This is a genomic window from Oceaniovalibus sp. ACAM 378 (genome assembly GCF_008085915.1).
Lineage (GTDB): Bacteria > Pseudomonadota > Alphaproteobacteria > Rhodobacterales > Rhodobacteraceae > Oceaniglobus.
Window position 1 is genome coordinate 82,622 of record NZ_VSJK01000015.1, and the last position, 17,543, is coordinate 100,164.

A 17,543-nucleotide genomic window follows, 5' to 3' on the forward strand; every position below is an offset into this window, starting at 1 on the left:
TCCGGCGGGAGTATAGTCAAGTGAGAAAGTAACAATTTATCAGTGCCATAGTAGTGGTATGAGGGCGTCTCGGTTTTCAACTGTTTCTGCTCGCGCTTAGCGCTTACACTACGTGAAATCCGAATCGCCCGAGTCAACAGCTTCTCTGGCAACCCGACACAGCGCGGCTTGCGCACCGCGGATGTTGAGCCGGACGCGCCGGTGCAGGCGAGAAGTCGCTATTCCGAGCCCGTGCCTTCCCAAATCTCTCCTGTCGGCAACACCGGCGAAGCATCCAGACTCTGTGCGTCCAGCATGAACGCCACGCGTTCGAGTGATGAGACAAGTTGCGCCTGTTCCCAATCGGCAAGCTTGGCGAATGCAAGGACATAGCGTTGCTGGAGTGCGTCGGGCGCATGGGCCAGCACAGTCCGTCCCACAGCCGTCATGACGACATTGATCTGACGTCGATCGACCTGAGACGACACCCGTTCGACCAAGCCACGGCCCACCAGTTTGTCAACCAATGTCGTCACCGTTGCCTGGCTGACCCCCATCTGGTTGGCCAGTGTTTTCGGGGTCGCGCTGTCCCTCTCATCGACGATCTGCATCACGCGGAGCTGTGCCGGTGTCATCCCTGCGGCCTGGGCCAGTTTGCGGGCATAATGCTCGGTCGCCCGCAGAATGCGATGCAGGGCGATCAGGCTTTCATCAGTCCGGTCATGGGGCGTGCTTGTCATGGCAGGGATCATTGCACGATGTGCGAAATGGCTCAATCTCAGAAGCGGTTCTGCAAGCGGAAATCGAGGTGTCCGCGCGGGTCGATCATTAGATAGTCGAAGCATAATATCCTGTGTGGACCGGCTCTCACTGTGTTCTATGGTGCCGGGTATATATTTTACTTTAGTTGTTGAAGTACTACCGATCATCCCCTAGTTCTATGCCTTGCAACTAACGAGGTCCAAGCGAATGCCGAAAGACACAGTTACACCGCGATCATGTGCGCCCCGTCTGCGCAAACCGGATGCGACGGATGGGGCCGCAATCTGGGAGCTTGTCCGCGACTGCAAGCCGCTCGACGAAAACTCGATGTACGCCAACCTGATTCAGGTGGACCACTTTCGCGACACCTGTGTGGTGGCAGAGCTTGACGATGAGATCGTCGGCTGGATCTCCGGCCACATGATCCCGGGAGAGGCCGCATTTTTTGTCTGGCAGGTTGCTGTCAGCCCCAAGGCGCGCGGTCTTGGCTTGGGTCACCACATGCTTTTCGAACTCGTCAATCGTTGCGAGACCGACGATGCGGAAACGCTGAAGACCACGATCACCAAGGATAACGACGCTTCATGGGGTATGTTTCGCAGCTTTGCCCGCAAAGTTGGCGGGCGTCTGACGGACGAGCCCCACTTCAAGAAGGAAGCACATTTCGGCGGCGCTCACGATACCGAGCACATGTTGACGATCGAACTGCCGGTCGCGCCCGAAATCAAGCAGACAGCTTGACCGCAACCTTCTGACAAAAAACCCTAAACGGGAAAGGATTCACCATGCCCAGAGACATGGCACAGGATACTTCTATTTTCACGCGCCGTGAGAGCGAAGCGCGCTCCTATTGCCGCGACATGGGCGCAGTGTTCACGCGCGCCAGCGGCTCTGAAATGTTTGACGCTGAAGGCAATCGCTATATCGACTTTCTCGCGGGCTGTTCTTCGTTGAACTACGGCCACAACGATCCTGACATGAAGGCCGCGCTGATCGAGCATATTTCCGGCGACGGCATCGCTCATGGTCTCGACTTTCACACAGATGCGAAAAGCGCCTTTCTGAAGGCTTATGAGGACAATATCCTCACGCCGCGCGGCATGGATTATAAGGTGATGATGACCGGTCCGACCGGCACCAATGCGGTGGAAGCGGCGATCAAGCTGGCCCGCAAGGTGACGGGACGGCGCAACGTGATCTCTTTCACCAACGGTTTTCACGGGATGACGATGGGCGCGCTGGCGCTGACCGGCAATGCCTCCAAACGGGACGGCGCGGGGCCCGTCTCGCTGCCTGATGTCACCCATATGCCGTTCGAAGGCTCCATGGGCGAGAATTTCGACACGCTGGAGCTGATCGACACGATGCTGTCGAACCCCTCGTCCGGCATCGACGCTCCGGCCGCCTTCATCTTTGAGCCTATTCAGGGCGAAGGTGGGCTGAACGCTGCTTCCGATGACTGGATGCGCGGTATCGAGCGGATCGCCCGCAAGCACGGGGCGTTGCTGATTGTCGATGACATTCAGGCAGGTTGCGGCCGTTCGGGCAGTTTCTTTTCCTTCGAAAAGTCCGGAATCAAGCCTGATATGATCCCGCAGGCAAAATCCCTGTCGGGTTACGGGCTGCCGTTTGCGGCACTGCTGATCAAGCCCGAGCATGATATCTGGAAGCCAGCCGAGCACAACGGCACCTTCCGTGGCAACACCCACGCCTTTGTGACGGCCCGCGTCGCGATCGAGAAATTCTGGTCAGATGACGCGTTCGAAAAAGAGATTGCCGAAAAATCCGTCTTGCTGACCGATGCGCTGAAAGCTGTGGCGGACTTGATCGAAGGTGCGACGCTCAAAGGGCGCGGCATGATGCAGGGGGTCGATGTGGGGTCTGGCGATCTGGCATCAACGATCTGCGCAAGGGCCTATGAACTGGGTCTGGTGATCGAAACATCCGGCGCCAACGGCGAAGTTGTCAAATTCCTGGCCCCGCTCACGACCTCGCCGAAGGTCATTGCGGAAGGGTTCGACATCCTGATGCGTGCAACGCGCGACGCGATCAACACAATGAAAATAGCGGCGGAGTGACAACACAATGATTGTACGAGATTACAACGAGCTGAAAAACACCGACCGCCATATCGCAGACGCGGAATGGACATCCACCCGCATGTTGCTGGCCGACGACAGCATGGGTTTTTCCTTCCACATCACCGTTCTTCAGGCGGGTTCGGAACATACGTTTCACTACAAGCACCACTTCGAAAGCGTCTATTGCATGAAGGGTAAAGGGTCGATCACGGATCTCGCCACGGGCGAGACCCACCAGATCCATCCGGGGGTGATGTATGCCCTGAACCTGAACGACAAGCACACGCTGCGCGCCGATGAAGAATTGCACATGGCCTGTTGTTTCAATCCGCCGGTCACCGGTACGGAAGTACATCGCGAAGACGGCTCGTATGCACCGGCAGAGGAACTAGAAAATCAATCATGACCCGCTCTTCACATACGGTCGAAAAAATCGGCGGCACGTCCATGTCGCGGGTGCGCGAACTCAAGGACACGCTGTTTTTGGGCGACCGCACCGGGGATGAACTTTATGGTCGCATTTTCGTGGTGTCCGCTTTTGGCGGCATCACGAATATGTTGTTGGAAGACAAGAAAACCGGCGCGCCCGGGGTTTATGGCCATTTCATCAACGCCGACACCAAGCACCACTGGCAAGAGGCGGTCACCCGGGTCGCCGACGAAATGCGAAAGCTGAACCGGGAGGTGCTCGATCATCCGGCGGACATCGAACAGGCAGATGGTTTTGTCTCTGACAGGACAGTCGGGGCGCACAACTGCCTGATCGACTTGCAACGGCTTTGCGCATACGGACACTTCCGGCTGTCTGAGCACATGCTGCAAATTCGCGAGCTGCTTTCGGGGCTGGGCGAGGCACATTCGGCCTTCGTTACCACGTTGCTGTTGCGAAGGGCGGGCATAAGCGCCCGCTTTGTGGATCTGTCGGGCTGGCGCGACGAGGGCAACGTGACCCTGCACGAGCGTATCGCCAACGCGATGGAAAAGATCGACCCTCATACCGAGATGCCTATCGTCACCGGTTATGCGCAGTGCGCCGAGGGGCTGATGCGCGAATTCGACCGTGGCTATTCCGAGGTGACCTTTTCAAAGCTCGCCGCGCTGACGAATGCTCGCGAAGCGATCATCCACAAGGAATTCCATCTCTCGTCCGCTGACCCCCGGCTGGTTGGCGAAAAGAACGTGTCCAAGCTTGGGCGCACAAATTATGATGTTGCCGATCAACTGGCCAACATGGGCATGGAGGCGATTCATCCCAAGGCGGCCAAGACCCTGCGTCAGGCCGATGTGCCGCTGCGGGTGACCAACGCATTCGAACCGCACGATCCGGGCACCCTGATTGACGACCGGAAGGCCGAGACACCTGCTGTCGAGATCATCACTGGCCTCGACATCGTGACGCTTGAGGTGTTCGAACAGGATATGGTCGGTGTCAAAGGCTATGATGTGGCAATCCTCGAGTGTCTCAAGCGCCATAATGCACGGATTGTGTCGAAGGTTTCGAACGCCAATACGATCACGCACTACCTTGACACCTCGCTCAAGACGACAAGACGGATCGAAAAGGATATTACCAAGGCCTTTCCGGCAGCCGAGATCACCACCCGCACCCTGGCCATGGTCTCGGTCATCGGGCGCGACCTGAAGGGTCTGTCGGTACTCCAGCGCGGATTGGAAACCATCGCCAACGCCGGACTCTCGACCATCGGAGCCAGTCAGGGGCCGCGAAAGGTTGACGTGCAGTTCATTCTGAACCGCGACGCGCTGCAACCTGTCATCAAGGCACTGCACGCCGAATTCATCGAACTTGCTCGGCCAAAGTTGACATGTGCTGCCTAGACAAGTGAAATCCGGGTCATCCGGGTCATCCGGGTCATCCGGGTCATCCGGGTCATCCGGGTCATCCGGGTCATCCGGGTCATCCGGGCCTGCCCTGCGCGGCATCTTGCCCGTATAGCAATTCCACCTTTAGCAAGGCGGCCGGCGCCGCCACAGGGGATGCGCGTCAGGGTGATCCACAGGGGCCTTGCCGAGCTGACAGATGATCGCGTCACCTGATGGGGCGGGTCAGCTCAATCTCGACCGCTCTGCCTCCATCAGTGACTCGGTTTTTCGAACGAACGACTCTGCAGGCATTCCCGCTGGGATCGGAGCCAGATACGAGACGGTGATTGTCCCGCCACGTTTGCATGATCCGCCAAGCCCCCAGAATTTGCCCGAGTTCACCAGAACGGGCAGCACGGGCGTTCCCAGCTTTGCATACAGCAACTCCACACCCCGCTTGAACTTGATCGGTTCAAGCTCCTTCATGCGTGACCCCTCTGGAAAAATGAGCACCGAGCGACCGCTTGCGAGCGCTTCACGACTCTCTTTCAGCATAGATTTCAATGCCTTGGATCCGCTCTCTCGGTCAATGATGATCATCGGGGATTTTCGCAGGTACCAACCGATGATCGGAATCCGCAGCAGTTCCTGTTTAGCGACAATTGCTACATCAGGAAAGAGAACCAGAAACGCGAGCGTTTCCCAGGTGGATTGATGATTGCAGACGATAAGACAGGGTTCCGCCGGAATCAGCTCGCGCCCCACCTCGACATAGTCCAGCCCAACGACATGCTTCAGCCCGAACAGCACCCCGCGCACCCACAGACGGGTTGCCGCCCGAATTGCCTTTCGCGGCGACCCAACGAGCCAGAGGCCCAGCACTCCCAAAGCGAACCAAACGGTCCAGCTGGCAAGGAACGCGTCGAACAGGCGCGATTTCAATTTGTTTTGAGGCATGGGACTCATTCCGTTGAAACACTCTCGCTGATTTTAGGCTTGGCCGCTGATTCACTTTCCGAAGTGAGGCGGGGGATCTGCGATACTGGGACCAGAACAACTGGCGCAAGGCGCACTGGTTTACGAGTTCTCGATAGAAGATCATGGCCCTCAGGACCACCTCCTTTGATATAGATTGCTTCGTCAATTTGACTGCTCGCGGCAAAATTCCGCTCCCCGGAGGCCGCCTTGGCCCTGGGTTCACTCGAAACGCTTTAAGCCTCAGCCAAGACTGTTCCAACTATATTGTCGAACCTACACGAGGCCTATGGGGTTATTCTGCAAGGACTTGGGTCGACGACGACGGTATCGTGAGCTCTCGGATGCATATGCAGGATCATATGCCGATAGCGAGTGAACGAACCAACTTTTTTATAGATTTTGTCCCGGAGCGGCACCTTGCCGCAAGTGCATAGGCCAGCGTAGATCAAGACTTGAGCCCGGGCAATCAACTGTAAGGGACTGTTCTGCCGGAAAAAAAGACGGTTCGGAACCTCGTGTGGAATGGTTTGCCTGCCGCCCTACAGATCCTGCCCCGGCATATTCACCTGTCGACCACGCCAATGAATGAATAGCCCCGAAACGATGATCAAACCTGATCCCACGAGCATCGAAAAACTCAGCTTCTCGCCAAATAACAGCACGCCCAACGATATTCCAAAGAGCAGCCGTGTATATCGGAACGGGGTGACGGCTGAAACCTCTCCGGTTCGCATGGCTTTCATCAAGAATGAATAGGCGGTGACGCCCGCCAGCACAGCGCCCAAGAGATAGGAAGAAGTCTCAAGGCCGGGCCGTACGAAAGGGGCCGATTGCCAGACCGAAAATGCAACGCCGGCAACGACAATCGCCAAAAATCCATACAATCCAAGGATCAGAGTGCTTAACGAAGCAGGTGCCGCCCTGCTGGCCAAATCACGCCCGGCAAAGCCAAACATTCCAATAACGGCGAGGATCGAAAGCAGCGAGAAGCTCTCGGTTCCCGGCCTGATAATGACTAAAACCCCAACCAAACCGATAAGAATGGCTGTCCATCTGCGCCATCCCACCTTTTCGCCAAGAACCAATGCGGCACCTGCAACCACGACCAGTGGCGTCGCCTGCAAGATCACAGTCGCTGCCGATAAAGGGATCAGGGAAATTGCCAGCGTGTAGAACAGGCGGCCAACCACTTCGAACACCACGCGAACCCGCATCGGGCGTGAGACAACGTCCCGACTGAACAGAGCCTCCTTGTTGAGGCGCGCCAGACAGGCAAAGATCAGCGCCCCGCCCAAGCCAAAGATGATCAAAATCTGACCAATCGGAAGCGTCTTGGAAGCGGTCTTGATAAATGAGTCCTCGATGGCAAAAATTGCCATCGCAGCGATCATCCAAACACTGCCAAGCAGGTTGGCGCTGTGGTCATTCGCAATCTTGGGGGTCACAAGTATTCCGATGCGGGCTTGCGCTCTGACGCTCACATTCAGCGAGAGATCAGCATTGGTCCATTTCGGGTCTGATGCCTGATAGGTTCCGTTCCGTCAATGTGGAAGCATCGATCCCGCTTGGTGTCATGCGGTGCAAATGCGCAAACCGGCCCTTCCGGATCTAACGGGCCATGGAACACTGAGCTGCGCCGGGTCTGCCAGATCTCGTTTCCCCGTTTTCGGCTTCTGGTCCCTGATATTGCGAGGCGATAGAGAAAATCGGACATCACGGTTCCGCCCAAATGCGCCATCAATCGATCAAGGTCACAGGTGATTTGTATTTCTCAACTTCACTGACCGGATTTTACGAGGTTACTTCAGAGCGAGCGCGGCCTCGGCAATGTCGCAAGTCCGGCGGCTTCCAAATGCGTCAGCAATGCTGTTTCAACCGGGGTCATGTGCCGTTCCGCATCCACAAGCGAAAACACATCCACCAGCGGCGGAGGGACCGGTACCGGTACCTGCCACAGCCGCGCACCATAACGAATGGCATGTCCGCGTGCCATGCAGCCGATGGCGGTGCCACTCTCGATCAGTTCCGACAAGTCCACAATGCCCGTCGCCGCAGCAATCACCCGGTCGCCGATGCCGTGTCGCACCCGCCAGACCGTGAGCGCCGAAAGCGCGCCTGCCATCCGGTCCTCTTCATAGCCGACCACGTCCGATGCGGCGAGAACCGCGAGGTCGATGTCTTTCTGACGAAACAGCGGATGTTCGGGCCCGCAATAAACGCCGAATTCCTGACTTCTCAGCGGCTTTGCCCGCAACCGTTGGATCGTCGGGTCGACCCGGGTGCAAAAGCCGACCGACGACGCCCGTTGTTGCAACGCCTGCGCGACCTCGTGGCACGGCGTCGAGCGGATCGACAGTGTTACATCGGGATGCTGGCGGCGGAAGTCTTCCAGAACCGGCGTGATATCGTCCATCTCAAGGTGCGACGAGCGATGCACCACCACAGTTCCCGACAGGGCCCGGCCCCCGTCGGCGGTCAGATCGTTCAACCGCACAACCCCGCCATAGATTTCCAACACCTCGCGATAGACTGCCTCGCCGGCCCGGGTCACCCGAAAGGCCTGACCACCGCCGCGTTCAACCAGCCGTTGATCCAGTCGTTCCTCGAGCCGCCGCAGCGCCGCAGAAACCGAGGGTTGCGACACGTTCAACCGGTTCGCCGCAGCCGTGATCGACCTTTCCTGCACAATGACCATGAAGGTCAGCAGCAGGTTCCAATCAAGTTGCATCGCCAGACGGTCGAGTGGAAAACTCATGTGGCCGGTGTCTCCAGCATCGGTTCTGCGAAATGGCACAATGCCATCCGCGCCTCACCCGTCCGGCGCAAGGGCGGCGGCGTGGTGTCGCACAGGCCTTTTTCAGCGATCGGGCACCGGGTATGGAATGAACAGCCTTTCGGCACGTTTGTCGGGCTGGGGATATCGCCGGTCAGGCGCATCCGGTCCGGGCGCGCCCGCGCCTCGGGGACGGGAACCGCCGAGAGCAAGGCGCGCGTATAGGGGTGGCACGGGTCATCGAACACCTGTTCGACGGGCCCTTCCTCGACAATACGCCCCAGATACATCACCGCCACCCGTTCACACAAAAACCGTACTACAGCCAGGTTATGCGAGATGAAAAGCTGTGTCAGTGCGGGACGAGTGGCGCGCAGATCCTTGAGAATGCCCAGGATTTGCGCCTGCACCGACACATCCAGCGCCGAGGTGGGTTCGTCCAGCACCAAAAGATCGGGCTCCAGCACCAGCGCGCGGGCGATACACACCCGCTGTTTTTGCCCACCTGACAGTTCGTGCGGATATCGATCATGAAACTGTGCCGACAGCCCCATGGCGTCCAGGGTTTCGGCTACCCGGTCACGCAACGCCTTGCCCCGCAGCGAGGTATTCAGGATCAGCCCCTCGGACACGGCACGCCGGATCGTCATGCGCGGGTTCAGCGACGAATGCGGGTCCTGAAAGATGATCTGCGCCTTCTGACGCAGCTTCTTAAGGTCGCGGTTTGATGCCCCGATCACATCCATCCCGTCAATTTCGATCTGGCCCGCTGTGGCCCTGACCAGCCGCAATGCCGTTTTGCCCACCGTGGTTTTGCCCGAGCCGCTTTCACCCACAAGACCCACGGTTTCACCGGCGCGCAGGGTCAACGACAGCTTTTCGACGGCCCGCACCAACTGCCCGTTCACCAGCGGGAAATGCACGTCCAGATCGCGGATCGCCAACATCGCCGGGTCAGACATGGGCGGGTTCCTTTTTGCGTTCATCGTCATAAAGGGTGCAGGCGACGCGGTGCGCTTCGCCGACCGGGCGCATGGGAACCGGAACGCCGCAAGCCGGGGCCGCCTGCGCACAACGCGCAGCGAACAGGCAACCTGACGGCGGGTGCAGCAAGTCGGGCAACGTCCCCGGAATCGACGCAAGCCGGTCCTGACGGCGGAACGGGTGCGGCAGCGCCGCAAGCAGCCCCTGAGTATAGGGATGGGCCGGCGCGTCGAAAATTTGCGCAATCGGCGCATCTTCGACAACTTTACCCGCATACATCACGGCAACGCGCGAACAGACCTGCGCCACAACGCCAAGATCGTGCGAGATCATGATCATTGTCAGCCCCATCTCGTCGACCAGTCCCGCCATCAGGTCAAGGATCTGTGCCTGAATCGTCACGTCAAGCGCCGTGGTGGGTTCATCTGCGATCAAAAGCCGGGGTTTTGCGGCCAGCGCCATGGCAATCAACACCCGCTGCCGCATCCCGCCCGACAACTCGTGAGGATAGGCGGCAAGCTGGCGCTCGGGATTGGGCAGTTGCACCTTTTCCAGCATGTCCAGCGCGATAGCTTTGGCCTCGACCCGTTTGATGCGCCCGCCCGATTGGGCGCGGATTGCGTCGATCAATTGCGTGCCGATGCGGAACACCGGGTTCAGATAGGTCATCGGATCCTGAAAGATCATCGCCACCTGACGGCCACGCACCTGGCGCAACTCGCGGTCGGACAGGCCCAACAGCTCGCGACCGGCCAGTTTTACCGACCCGCCGGTGATCCGTGCGGGCGGTGTCGGGACCAGCCCGAACGCGGCGCGAGTCAGCACCGATTTGCCACATCCGGTTTCCCCGACCAGACCAAGCGCCTCGCCCGGTTGCAGCGACAGGTTCACGCGGTCGATGGCATGATAGGTGCCGTCGAACGTGTCGAACACCAGCGAGAAATCGCGGATATCAAGAAGGGGCTCTTTGGTCATGCTTACCTCTGGCGCGGGTCGAAAACGTCGCGCAGGCCGTCTCCGAGAAGGTTGAAGCCAAGAACCGTCAGATAGATTGCGAGACCCGGAAAGAACGTCGCCCACCACCAGTCGGGCAGATAGGCCCGCCCGGTCGCGATCATCGCGCCCCATTCAGGATAGGGCGGTTGCGCACCCAACCCCAGAAAACCAAGGGATGCCGCCCCGAGAATCGCCATGCCCATATCCATCGATGCCTTGACGATGATCGGTGACAGGCAGTTCGGCAGCACATGCACGAAAAGCACGCGCAGAGGACCGGCACCCAAGGCGCGCGCCGCATCCACATAGGTTTCGTTGCGTTCGCTCAGCGTTTTGGCCTGCACCAGTCGCACATATCCCGGCCACCAGACCAGCGACAACGCAATCATCGCATTGAGGATACCGGGGCCAAGTGCGCCAACAATGGCGATGGCCAGAATCAGACCGGGGATCGACAGAAAGATGTCGGTGATCCGCATGATGACTTCGGAAATCCACCCGCTTGTCATTCCGGCGATCAGACCCAGGGGCACGCCGATCAGAATCGCGATGCCGGTGACCGTCACCCCGATCTGCAATGTGGTGCGCGCGCCGATCAAAACCCGCGACAGGATGTCCGAGCCGACCTGATCGGTGCCAAACCAATGCTCGGCTGACGGTGGCAGCAGCTTTGCCGCGAAATCGACCGCGCCATAGGCATCTTCCGGGTAGGGGGCCAGCCAAGGTCCGAACGCGGCAATGAACAGGAATAACACCACGATCACGAGGCCCAGCATCGACGAAAAGCTGCGCGAATAGGTCTTGATCGCGCGACGCGTCTCGCGAAACCGCATGGGCGGTCGGATCGCGGCTGTACGCGGTTCAAGCGATGCGTCGGTCATCTTTGCACTTTCATATCTGGTTGCGCACCCGCGGATCGAGAAGCGCATAGGCCAGATCAATCAGCAGGTTGGTCAGCATGAAGGCCGCGCCCAGAATCAGCGTCACAGCCATGATCGGTTCGAAATCGGAAGAGATTGCAGCCTTGGCGGCGTAAAGTCCGATGCCGGGAAAATCGAACACGCTTTCGACCAGAACCGTACCCCCCAGCATCCAGCCGAACCGCAGCCCGATCATCGCCAGCGTCGGCAGGATCGCGTTCTTCAACGCATAGATGGCCACAATCCTGAACGGCCCGATTCCCTGGGCGCGGGCATTCACCACATAATCGCGGCCCAACACCTCGAGCATTTCGGCACGGTTCACCCGGATGATCGCTGCCAGAGCCGGAAAGCTGAGCGCGATCGCGGGCAGGACCATATGTTTCAGCGCGTTTCCGGCGGTTGCCGGGTCGCCCGCCAGCAACGCATCGAAAGTAATCATGCCGGTGATCCTTGGCGGCACCTCGTCAAAAATTCCCAGTCGTCCACCCAGTGGGAACAGCCCCAATTCAAGCGAAAGATACCATTGCAGCATCAGACCCAGCCAGAACATCGGTAAGGCAACGCCGGACACCGACAGAAAGCGGATCGCGTGATCGGGCAGGCGGTTCTGATACACCGCAGCCAGAACGCCGAAAGGCACACCAAGGACGACGGCGATCAGAATCGAGAACAACACCAGTTCCAATGTCGCGGGCAGGAAAACCGCGACATCCTGCGCGACCGGGCGACTGGTATAGACCGAGTTGCCGAGATCGCCCTGTGCCAGCTGCCCCAGATAGAAAAGGAAACGCGCAGGCAGCGGGCGGTCGAACCCGCGCTCGACGCGAATTTTCTCGACCATCTCCTGCGAGGCATCAGGCCCCGCCGCCAGACGTGCCGGATCGCCGGGGGCAATGTTGGTCACGGTAAAGGTGATAACCGCCAGCCCCAACAGCATGACCAGCATCAGGCTCAGTCGTTTGATAATCAGTCGTTTCATCGCACCTGCCGACCGTTGCATGGAAACAGGCGCCGCCGTCCTGGCGGCGCCCCGTCATATTAGCCCGAAAGGATCAGGGCTGGATGCTCAGCGGATAGAGATCCACCTCGCCCGTCATGCGGATCGGGCTGTCTTCGTAGCCTTTGACATAAGTTTTATAGGCGAACATGCGTTGACGCATCATGCCGAAGATCTCGGGTTGCAGATCGACGATCCGCTGCTGGATCTCGGCATAGATCGGTGCCCGTTGATCCCATTCAGAAAGCTTGCGGGCCTCTTCGATCATCGCGATCAGCTCCGGGTCTTCCAGAAAATGCGACGCATAGTATTTGCCTTGCGACGACGGATGATACTGGATCGCCACCGCGTCGGGATCGGTTGAAACCGGTGTGGTGAAGATCGCCATCAGATCGGGGCTTTCGGCCACGTCTGACGCGCGGGACACCATGTTGGGCCAGGTCAGCGGCACCATCTCAAGCTCGATGTTCAGATCGCGCAGGCTGTTCAACAGGGCAAGCCCCATCTGACGCTGCTGTTCCAGACCCTGGACATAGACATATTCCAGGGTGATTCCACCGTCCGGCCAGGCCGATTTGGCCAGATATTCGCGGGCCTTTTCCAGATCCTTGCGCGGCATGTCGATATCGACATGGACGACACGGCCATCGCCGAGGCGGCACCGACCGGCGATGCCGATACCCTTTACACCACGCTGCCCAGCGGGCGTTCGGTGCTGATCAGCAAGGCCGCCGTCATCAAGGGCATGGCGGGGCGCCTCGACGACCTAAAAGCCGTCGACGCTGCGGTGTCGGTGGTGTGCTGCACCGGCAAGTTTCCGACGCTGACCGCGCCGGGCGTACATTTCGCCTCGGACCTTCTGGCGGGTGCGGTCGATGGCTGCCTGCCCGGCAATGGCCGCCTTGGGGTGTTCATCCCGATGGCGGCGCAGGCTGCGGAATGCAGCCGGCGCTGGAGCAGGCCGGGGCGGGAGTGTATCACCGTGCCGCTGTCCCCCGGGGCCGACGATGAATCCATCCGCATCGCCGCGCGTGACATGGCCGCACATGCGCCAGATCTCGTGGTGCATGACTGCATCAGTTACACAAGCCGCACGCGCGACATTGCTCACTTGATCCACGGTCGCCAGACCCTGCTGGCGGTGTCGGTTTGCGCCCGGTTCGCAACCGAACTCGGCGGATTCTGACACTCAAACTATTTGGTAGGGGGCAGCCCGGCTGTTCAGCCAGCGGCGTGTTTTCCTGAGCTGCTCAAGACCCACAATTCAGCACCGTAGCGTCGATGATCTCTGCGCCGTGAAACACAGGCGCGCGAAATCACAAAGACTTCAAAACCGCTTTTATCTCGTTTGCCAAGGCTTCAACGTGGGGTTCCTGCAGCATTGTGAGATGGCCACCGGGCACATCAATCACCTTGAAACCGGCCCTCGCGACCGACGCCCAACCCAGGCCGTTGGCCAGAGTTTCCTCGGTGTCGAAAAAACCGCTCTTCGAACGAAAGATCGTCAGAGGAATATCCACCGGCGGGGGCGTATACTCGTGCACCGCCTGTTCATTCGACGCGATAAATTCGAACACGGTCCTCGGGGTCAGGTTCTCGTCATCTTCGGATTTTCGATTGATCTGGCGTGATGCGATCATATTGTGGAAATCATGGATGCGGTTGCGAATGATCTGCGCCGGATAGTCCCGGCCGAAATATCGCGCGCGACGCAGGTGAGCACCGATTTTTCTTATGCCACTGACTGCGGTTCTCCCGTCGGGACCGGCAGCATCGAAAAAGGCGAGCATTCCCACAGTGCGACCGCTGGCGTGAAGTTGCTGGGCCAGTTCAAACGCAATATAACTGCCGAGGGATGCGGCCATAAGATGGACCGGGCCATCCGGATAGCGGCGATTGATCTCTTTGCAGTACCGGCTGGCGGTATATTCGACACCGGTCGGCGTGTTTTCATCCAGAGAGCCGACCGATACCCCCATCACCGGCTGATCCAGCCCGAGATGTCTGGCCAGTGGATGAAAATACTCTTCATTCGCGCCTAGAATATGGATTGCCAGCAGCGGGGCCTTGCTGCCCAGCGGTTGTATCGGAATGATATGTCGGGAGGTCTGGCTGCCTGCTTCAAGCACCTTGCTCAGGGCGCGGGGCGACGGATTGTCGCGAAAATCAACGATGCCCAGCTTTTTCCCGGTGGCGACCTCGATCCGACCGATGAACTCGATCGACAACAAAGAATGACCGCCCAGATCAAAAAAGCTGTGATCCGGATCGATGTGCGGCAATTTCAGCACCTCGGCCATCGTCTCGCAAATCTGGATTTCCAGTTGGGTGGCAGTGGTTTTGCTCTGTGCGGCGCGGGTCGGAGTGGCTGTGGGCCGGGGCAGGGCGCGACGGTCGATCTTGTCGTTTTGTGTGCGCGGGAACTCGGGCAGGTGCACCAGCGTCGGCCTCATGTATGAGGGCAGCAAAGCTGCGACCTCGTCGGCAACGGCTGTCAGGTCAGGGGCAGTGGCGGATGCAATCCACACGACAAGCCGGGCGGATGGCGTGTTCTTGTCCAGCACATCGCACAGGGTTTCGACCCCGGGCAGGCAGTCCTCCACGGCTCGCTCCACATGGCGCAGTTCAATGCGATGACCGCGCAGCTTTATCTGCCGGTCCTGGCGACCAAGAAATTGCAGATTTCCGCTGTCCAGCCATTGGGCCCTGTCGCCGGTGCAATAGATGCGGCCTTTCGCGCCGAACCCATTGGGCCTGAAGACCCGCGCCGTTTCCGCAAGCCGCCCGATATATCCCTGACTGACCGCAGGGCCACCGATGGCCAGCTCGCCGATTGCCCCCTTTGGGGCAAGGCTGCCGTCCGACGTTATGACATAGGCCTGCGCATGGGCTGTCGGCCGGCCGATACAGACCTCTTCGTCGGATTGCTGGGTCTCGGGCTCGTACAGGGTGCAGGTGATCGTGGTTTCCGTCGGGCCATAGCCGTTCAGCCATCGCGGCCCCGGCGCAATTTCCAACCATTCCGACAATATCTGCGGCGAGATACGCTCGCCTCCGACAACAACCAGACGCACAGAGGGCGATATGCCCGTTCCGCTTGTCCGCATATACTTGGTCAGGACCGTCCAGAACGCTGTGGGAATGTTCAGCACGCTGAGTTGCTGTTCCTCAACCTGATCAAGAAACACCGAGGGCGATTCCGCCATCTCAGCACTGCGCAGCACAAGTGTCGCGCCTGACATCAGCGTGGTGAATATCTCTTCTATGGCCACGTCAAAAGACAGGCCGGCAAATTGCAAGGCCCGGTCTTCGCCGCTTGTTCCAAAGGCCTTTGTCATCGCCGCCAGATGCGCCAGAAGATTGCCGCGCGAGACCCGGACACCCTTTGGTGTGCCGGTCGAGCCTGAAGTGTAAATCACATAGGCCAGATGTTCGGTATTTTTCGCCGGGCAGGCAATGGGGTCTGCGACCGGGCCCGGTTCTTGCGAGATCGGGGTTGTCTTGTGGCCGCTGATCACGCCCTCAGCCGCGATGACGATCTGCGCCTTGCTGTCCGACAACATATGCGTGCGGATCGCGTCGGGATGTATCGGGTCCACCGGCATGAACGCCGCCCCGGTCTTGAGCGTGGCAAGCACTGCGATCACGAAATCAGCGGATCGGTTCAGGTTGACGGCCACAATCTCACCAGCGGTTGCGCCATGATCCTGAAGGACCCGGGCCAGCCGGTCCGATTGCTGGTCAAGCGCTGCAAAGCTCAGCACCTCGTTCTGTCCGATAACCTCCAGCGCCGCGGCATCGGGCGCATTTCGCACCACATCCCGGAAGCGTTGGATCAGGCAGGTGCCGGGGTCTTCCAGCGGACTGTCCGGCATCGACCAGCCAAGCAGCGTTTCGCGCTCGTCAGGGTCCAACATCTCAAGCGCCGCGATCTTGGTGCTGCCATCGGCCTTGGAGATGGCGCCAATCAACCGGATCAGATGCGCAAACATCCGATCTGCCACCTCATCGGCAACAACGGATGGGTCATGCTCAAGCTGGACTTTGATTTCATCGCCGGCATGGACCGAAAGCATCAGGGGCATGCCGCCCTCTTCGCGCAGTTCGAGCTTTTCAACCCCTCCGGAGAGCGCACCTTCGGCTGCAAGGCGTTCGCCTCCGGCATTTTCAAACATGATCACGGTTGAAAATAACGGCTTTGCCCCATGCAGCCCAATGCTTCGGCGGATCAGTTCGGCTGGAGTTTGTTCAAGCCGCTGCAAGGACAGTGTGTGTTGGCGCAACGCTTTCAACAAAGCCGCCACCGTCAGATCGGGGTCAAGGCGCACGCATGTCGGGAGCGTATTGATCAGACACCCGACGGTATCGTGACAATTGGCCATGGCATGGCGGCCCGACCTGACAACACCAAAGGTGACAGCATCGCACCCCTGCCAGCGTGACAGCAGGATCCCCCATACGGCCTGCACCAGATTGGCCATGGTCGCCCCGTTCCGCACAGCCACCTGTCCGAGCATTGCGCCTTGATCGGCGGTCAGCGTCCGCGTTTTCTGGCGCTTTCGCGTCGCTGTGGGGTCCGCATCGTCCCCCCCGGGCAAGGTCAAAGTGCCGGCGTCCTCGGTGTCTTTCAGATACGCGCTGAAATACGTCTCCGCCTCGTTTGAATTTGGAACCAAGTCGGGGATCGCCCGGCAGAAATCTCCGAAGGTCATTGTATCGGGGTTCGCAGGCGGCAACGCACCGGTTTGCATGAAGGTAATCAACTCCTGCGCCAAGCGCGACATGCTGCGCCCATCCACAATGGCGTGGTGCAGCGTCAAAACCAGTACGCAATGCGTTCCGCCCCAGCGGATCAGATTGGCGCGCCACATGATATGGTCCACCAGATCAAACCCCTGCAGGCGGTCTTGGTCCAGAAACTCTTCAAGCTGGTCCAGACGCGCCTTGTCCGAGGCAGGTTCCTTTTCGGACAGGTTGAAAGGAACGTGGACTGAAGGATTCACCCGCTGGTTCAGCCGGCCGGTATCATCCCGCCGGATCATCATTTGCAGCGCATCATGCCGCGTCGCCAGCGCCTTTAGGCCAGCCCTGAGCCGATCTTCGCAAACCGGTGTCTTGCCAAAATGAATAACAACCTGTTCCAGATTGACCCAAGGCTGCGCCGCGATCAAACTCTCGGAAAGCAAACCGATCTGCATTGGCGTCAACGAAAACTCCCGACTTTGGTGATCTCCAGAACTGTGATTCAT

At 59.2% G+C, this 17,543-nt stretch carries 15 protein-coding genes; 5 read left to right on the top strand and 10 right to left on the bottom strand.

Annotated features, from left to right (window positions below; translation table 11 throughout):
* Positions 1-218: 218 nt before the first annotated feature.
* Positions 219-719: a MarR family winged helix-turn-helix transcriptional regulator gene (locus FQ320_RS18945; RefSeq protein ID WP_148474904.1), complete on the bottom strand. Its 501-nt coding sequence runs from the start codon at positions 717-719 to the stop codon at positions 219-221.
* Between the two features lie 229 nt (positions 720-948).
* On the opposite strand from FQ320_RS18945, the gene ectA reads away from it, so the two are divergent.
* From ectA to FQ320_RS18965, 4 genes are read left to right on the top strand one after another with little or no spacing between them, the layout of a single operon-like run.
* Positions 949-1,482, top strand: a complete 534-nt coding sequence (gene ectA, locus FQ320_RS18950) for a diaminobutyrate acetyltransferase (protein ID WP_148474905.1) — start codon at positions 949-951, stop codon at positions 1,480-1,482.
* 44 nt (positions 1,483-1,526) lie between these two features.
* Complete coding sequence (ectB, locus tag FQ320_RS18955; protein WP_187393971.1) at positions 1,527-2,819, top strand: diaminobutyrate--2-oxoglutarate transaminase; 1,293 nt, start codon at positions 1,527-1,529, stop codon at positions 2,817-2,819.
* Between the two features lie 7 nt (positions 2,820-2,826).
* Positions 2,827-3,228: an ectoine synthase gene (locus tag FQ320_RS18960; RefSeq protein WP_148474906.1), complete on the top strand. Its 402-nt coding sequence runs from the start codon at positions 2,827-2,829 to the stop codon at positions 3,226-3,228.
* On the top strand, positions 3,225-4,658 hold the full coding sequence (locus FQ320_RS18965) for an aspartate kinase (protein WP_148474907.1): 1,434 nt from the start codon (positions 3,225-3,227) through the stop codon (positions 4,656-4,658). Before FQ320_RS18960 ends, FQ320_RS18965 begins: the two co-directional genes overlap by 4 nt.
* Positions 4,659-4,886: 228 nt before the next feature.
* Here FQ320_RS18965 and FQ320_RS18970 read toward each other — a convergent pair whose 3' ends face one another.
* From FQ320_RS18970 to FQ320_RS19005, 8 genes are all read right to left on the bottom strand, one after another.
* Complete coding sequence (locus tag FQ320_RS18970; protein ID WP_255509609.1) at positions 4,887-5,453, bottom strand: 1-acyl-sn-glycerol-3-phosphate acyltransferase; 567 nt, start codon at positions 5,451-5,453, stop codon at positions 4,887-4,889.
* A 707-nt stretch (positions 5,454-6,160) separates the two neighbouring features.
* Complete coding sequence (locus FQ320_RS18975) at positions 6,161-7,066, bottom strand: DMT family transporter (protein WP_255509610.1); 906 nt, start codon at positions 7,064-7,066, stop codon at positions 6,161-6,163.
* A gap of 359 nt (positions 7,067-7,425) precedes the next feature.
* Complete coding sequence (locus FQ320_RS18980; RefSeq protein WP_148474909.1) at positions 7,426-8,376, bottom strand: LysR family transcriptional regulator; 951 nt, start codon at positions 8,374-8,376, stop codon at positions 7,426-7,428.
* Complete coding sequence (locus FQ320_RS18985) at positions 8,373-9,356, bottom strand: ABC transporter ATP-binding protein (RefSeq protein WP_222861643.1); 984 nt, start codon at positions 9,354-9,356, stop codon at positions 8,373-8,375. The genes FQ320_RS18980 and FQ320_RS18985 overlap by 4 nt, the downstream gene beginning before the upstream one ends.
* On the bottom strand, positions 9,349-10,353 hold the full coding sequence (locus tag FQ320_RS18990; RefSeq protein WP_148474910.1) for an ABC transporter ATP-binding protein: 1,005 nt from the start codon (positions 10,351-10,353) through the stop codon (positions 9,349-9,351). Before FQ320_RS18990 ends, FQ320_RS18985 begins: the two co-directional genes overlap by 8 nt.
* Before the next feature lie 2 nt (positions 10,354-10,355).
* A complete protein-coding gene (gene nikC / locus FQ320_RS18995) occupies positions 10,356-11,255 on the bottom strand; it encodes a nickel transporter permease (protein WP_148474911.1) in 900 nt (299 codons plus the stop codon).
* Between the two features lie 10 nt (positions 11,256-11,265).
* Positions 11,266-12,276, bottom strand: coding sequence for an ABC transporter permease (locus FQ320_RS19000; protein WP_148474912.1), 1,011 nt, complete (start codon positions 12,274-12,276; stop codon positions 11,266-11,268).
* Between the two features lie 73 nt (positions 12,277-12,349).
* Positions 12,350-12,913 (bottom strand): hypothetical protein, encoded by a 564-nt coding sequence (locus FQ320_RS19005; protein WP_148474913.1) that lies wholly within the window; start codon positions 12,911-12,913, stop codon positions 12,350-12,352.
* A 12-nt stretch (positions 12,914-12,925) separates the two neighbouring features.
* Between FQ320_RS19005 and FQ320_RS19010 the strand changes: the two genes are divergently transcribed.
* On the top strand, positions 12,926-13,480 hold the full coding sequence (locus tag FQ320_RS19010; protein ID WP_148474914.1) for an AroM family protein: 555 nt from the start codon (positions 12,926-12,928) through the stop codon (positions 13,478-13,480).
* Positions 13,481-13,610: 130 nt separating this feature from the next.
* Here the strand turns inward: FQ320_RS19010 and FQ320_RS19015 are convergent, their stop codons facing one another.
* Positions 13,611-17,501, bottom strand: coding sequence for a non-ribosomal peptide synthetase (locus FQ320_RS19015; RefSeq protein WP_187393972.1), 3,891 nt, complete (start codon positions 17,499-17,501; stop codon positions 13,611-13,613).
* Between the last annotated feature and the right edge of the window lie 42 nt (positions 17,502-17,543).

Coding starts and splice junctions, on each gene's coding strand:
- FQ320_RS19010 (WP_148474914.1), top strand. CDS start 12,926: ATGGACGACACGGCCATCGCCGAGGCGGCACCGACCGGCGATGCCGAT.
- FQ320_RS18965 (WP_148474907.1), top strand. CDS start 3,225: ATGACCCGCTCTTCACATACGGTCGAAAAAATCGGCGGCACGTCCATG.
- FQ320_RS18990 (WP_148474910.1), bottom strand. CDS start 10,353: ATGACCAAAGAGCCCCTTCTTGATATCCGCGATTTCTCGCTGGTGTTC.
- FQ320_RS18960 (WP_148474906.1), top strand. CDS start 2,827: ATGATTGTACGAGATTACAACGAGCTGAAAAACACCGACCGCCATATC.
- ectB (WP_187393971.1), top strand. CDS start 1,527: ATGCCCAGAGACATGGCACAGGATACTTCTATTTTCACGCGCCGTGAG.
- FQ320_RS19005 (WP_148474913.1), bottom strand. CDS start 12,913: ATGCCGCGCAAGGATCTGGAAAAGGCCCGCGAATATCTGGCCAAATCG.
- nikC (WP_148474911.1), bottom strand. CDS start 11,255: ATGACCGACGCATCGCTTGAACCGCGTACAGCCGCGATCCGACCGCCC.
- FQ320_RS18985 (WP_222861643.1), bottom strand. CDS start 9,356: ATGTCTGACCCGGCGATGTTGGCGATCCGCGATCTGGACGTGCATTTC.
- ectA (WP_148474905.1), top strand. CDS start 949: ATGCCGAAAGACACAGTTACACCGCGATCATGTGCGCCCCGTCTGCGC.
- FQ320_RS18945 (WP_148474904.1), bottom strand. CDS start 719: ATGACAAGCACGCCCCATGACCGGACTGATGAAAGCCTGATCGCCCTG.
- FQ320_RS19000 (WP_148474912.1), bottom strand. CDS start 12,276: ATGAAACGACTGATTATCAAACGACTGAGCCTGATGCTGGTCATGCTG.
- FQ320_RS18980 (WP_148474909.1), bottom strand. CDS start 8,376: ATGAGTTTTCCACTCGACCGTCTGGCGATGCAACTTGATTGGAACCTG.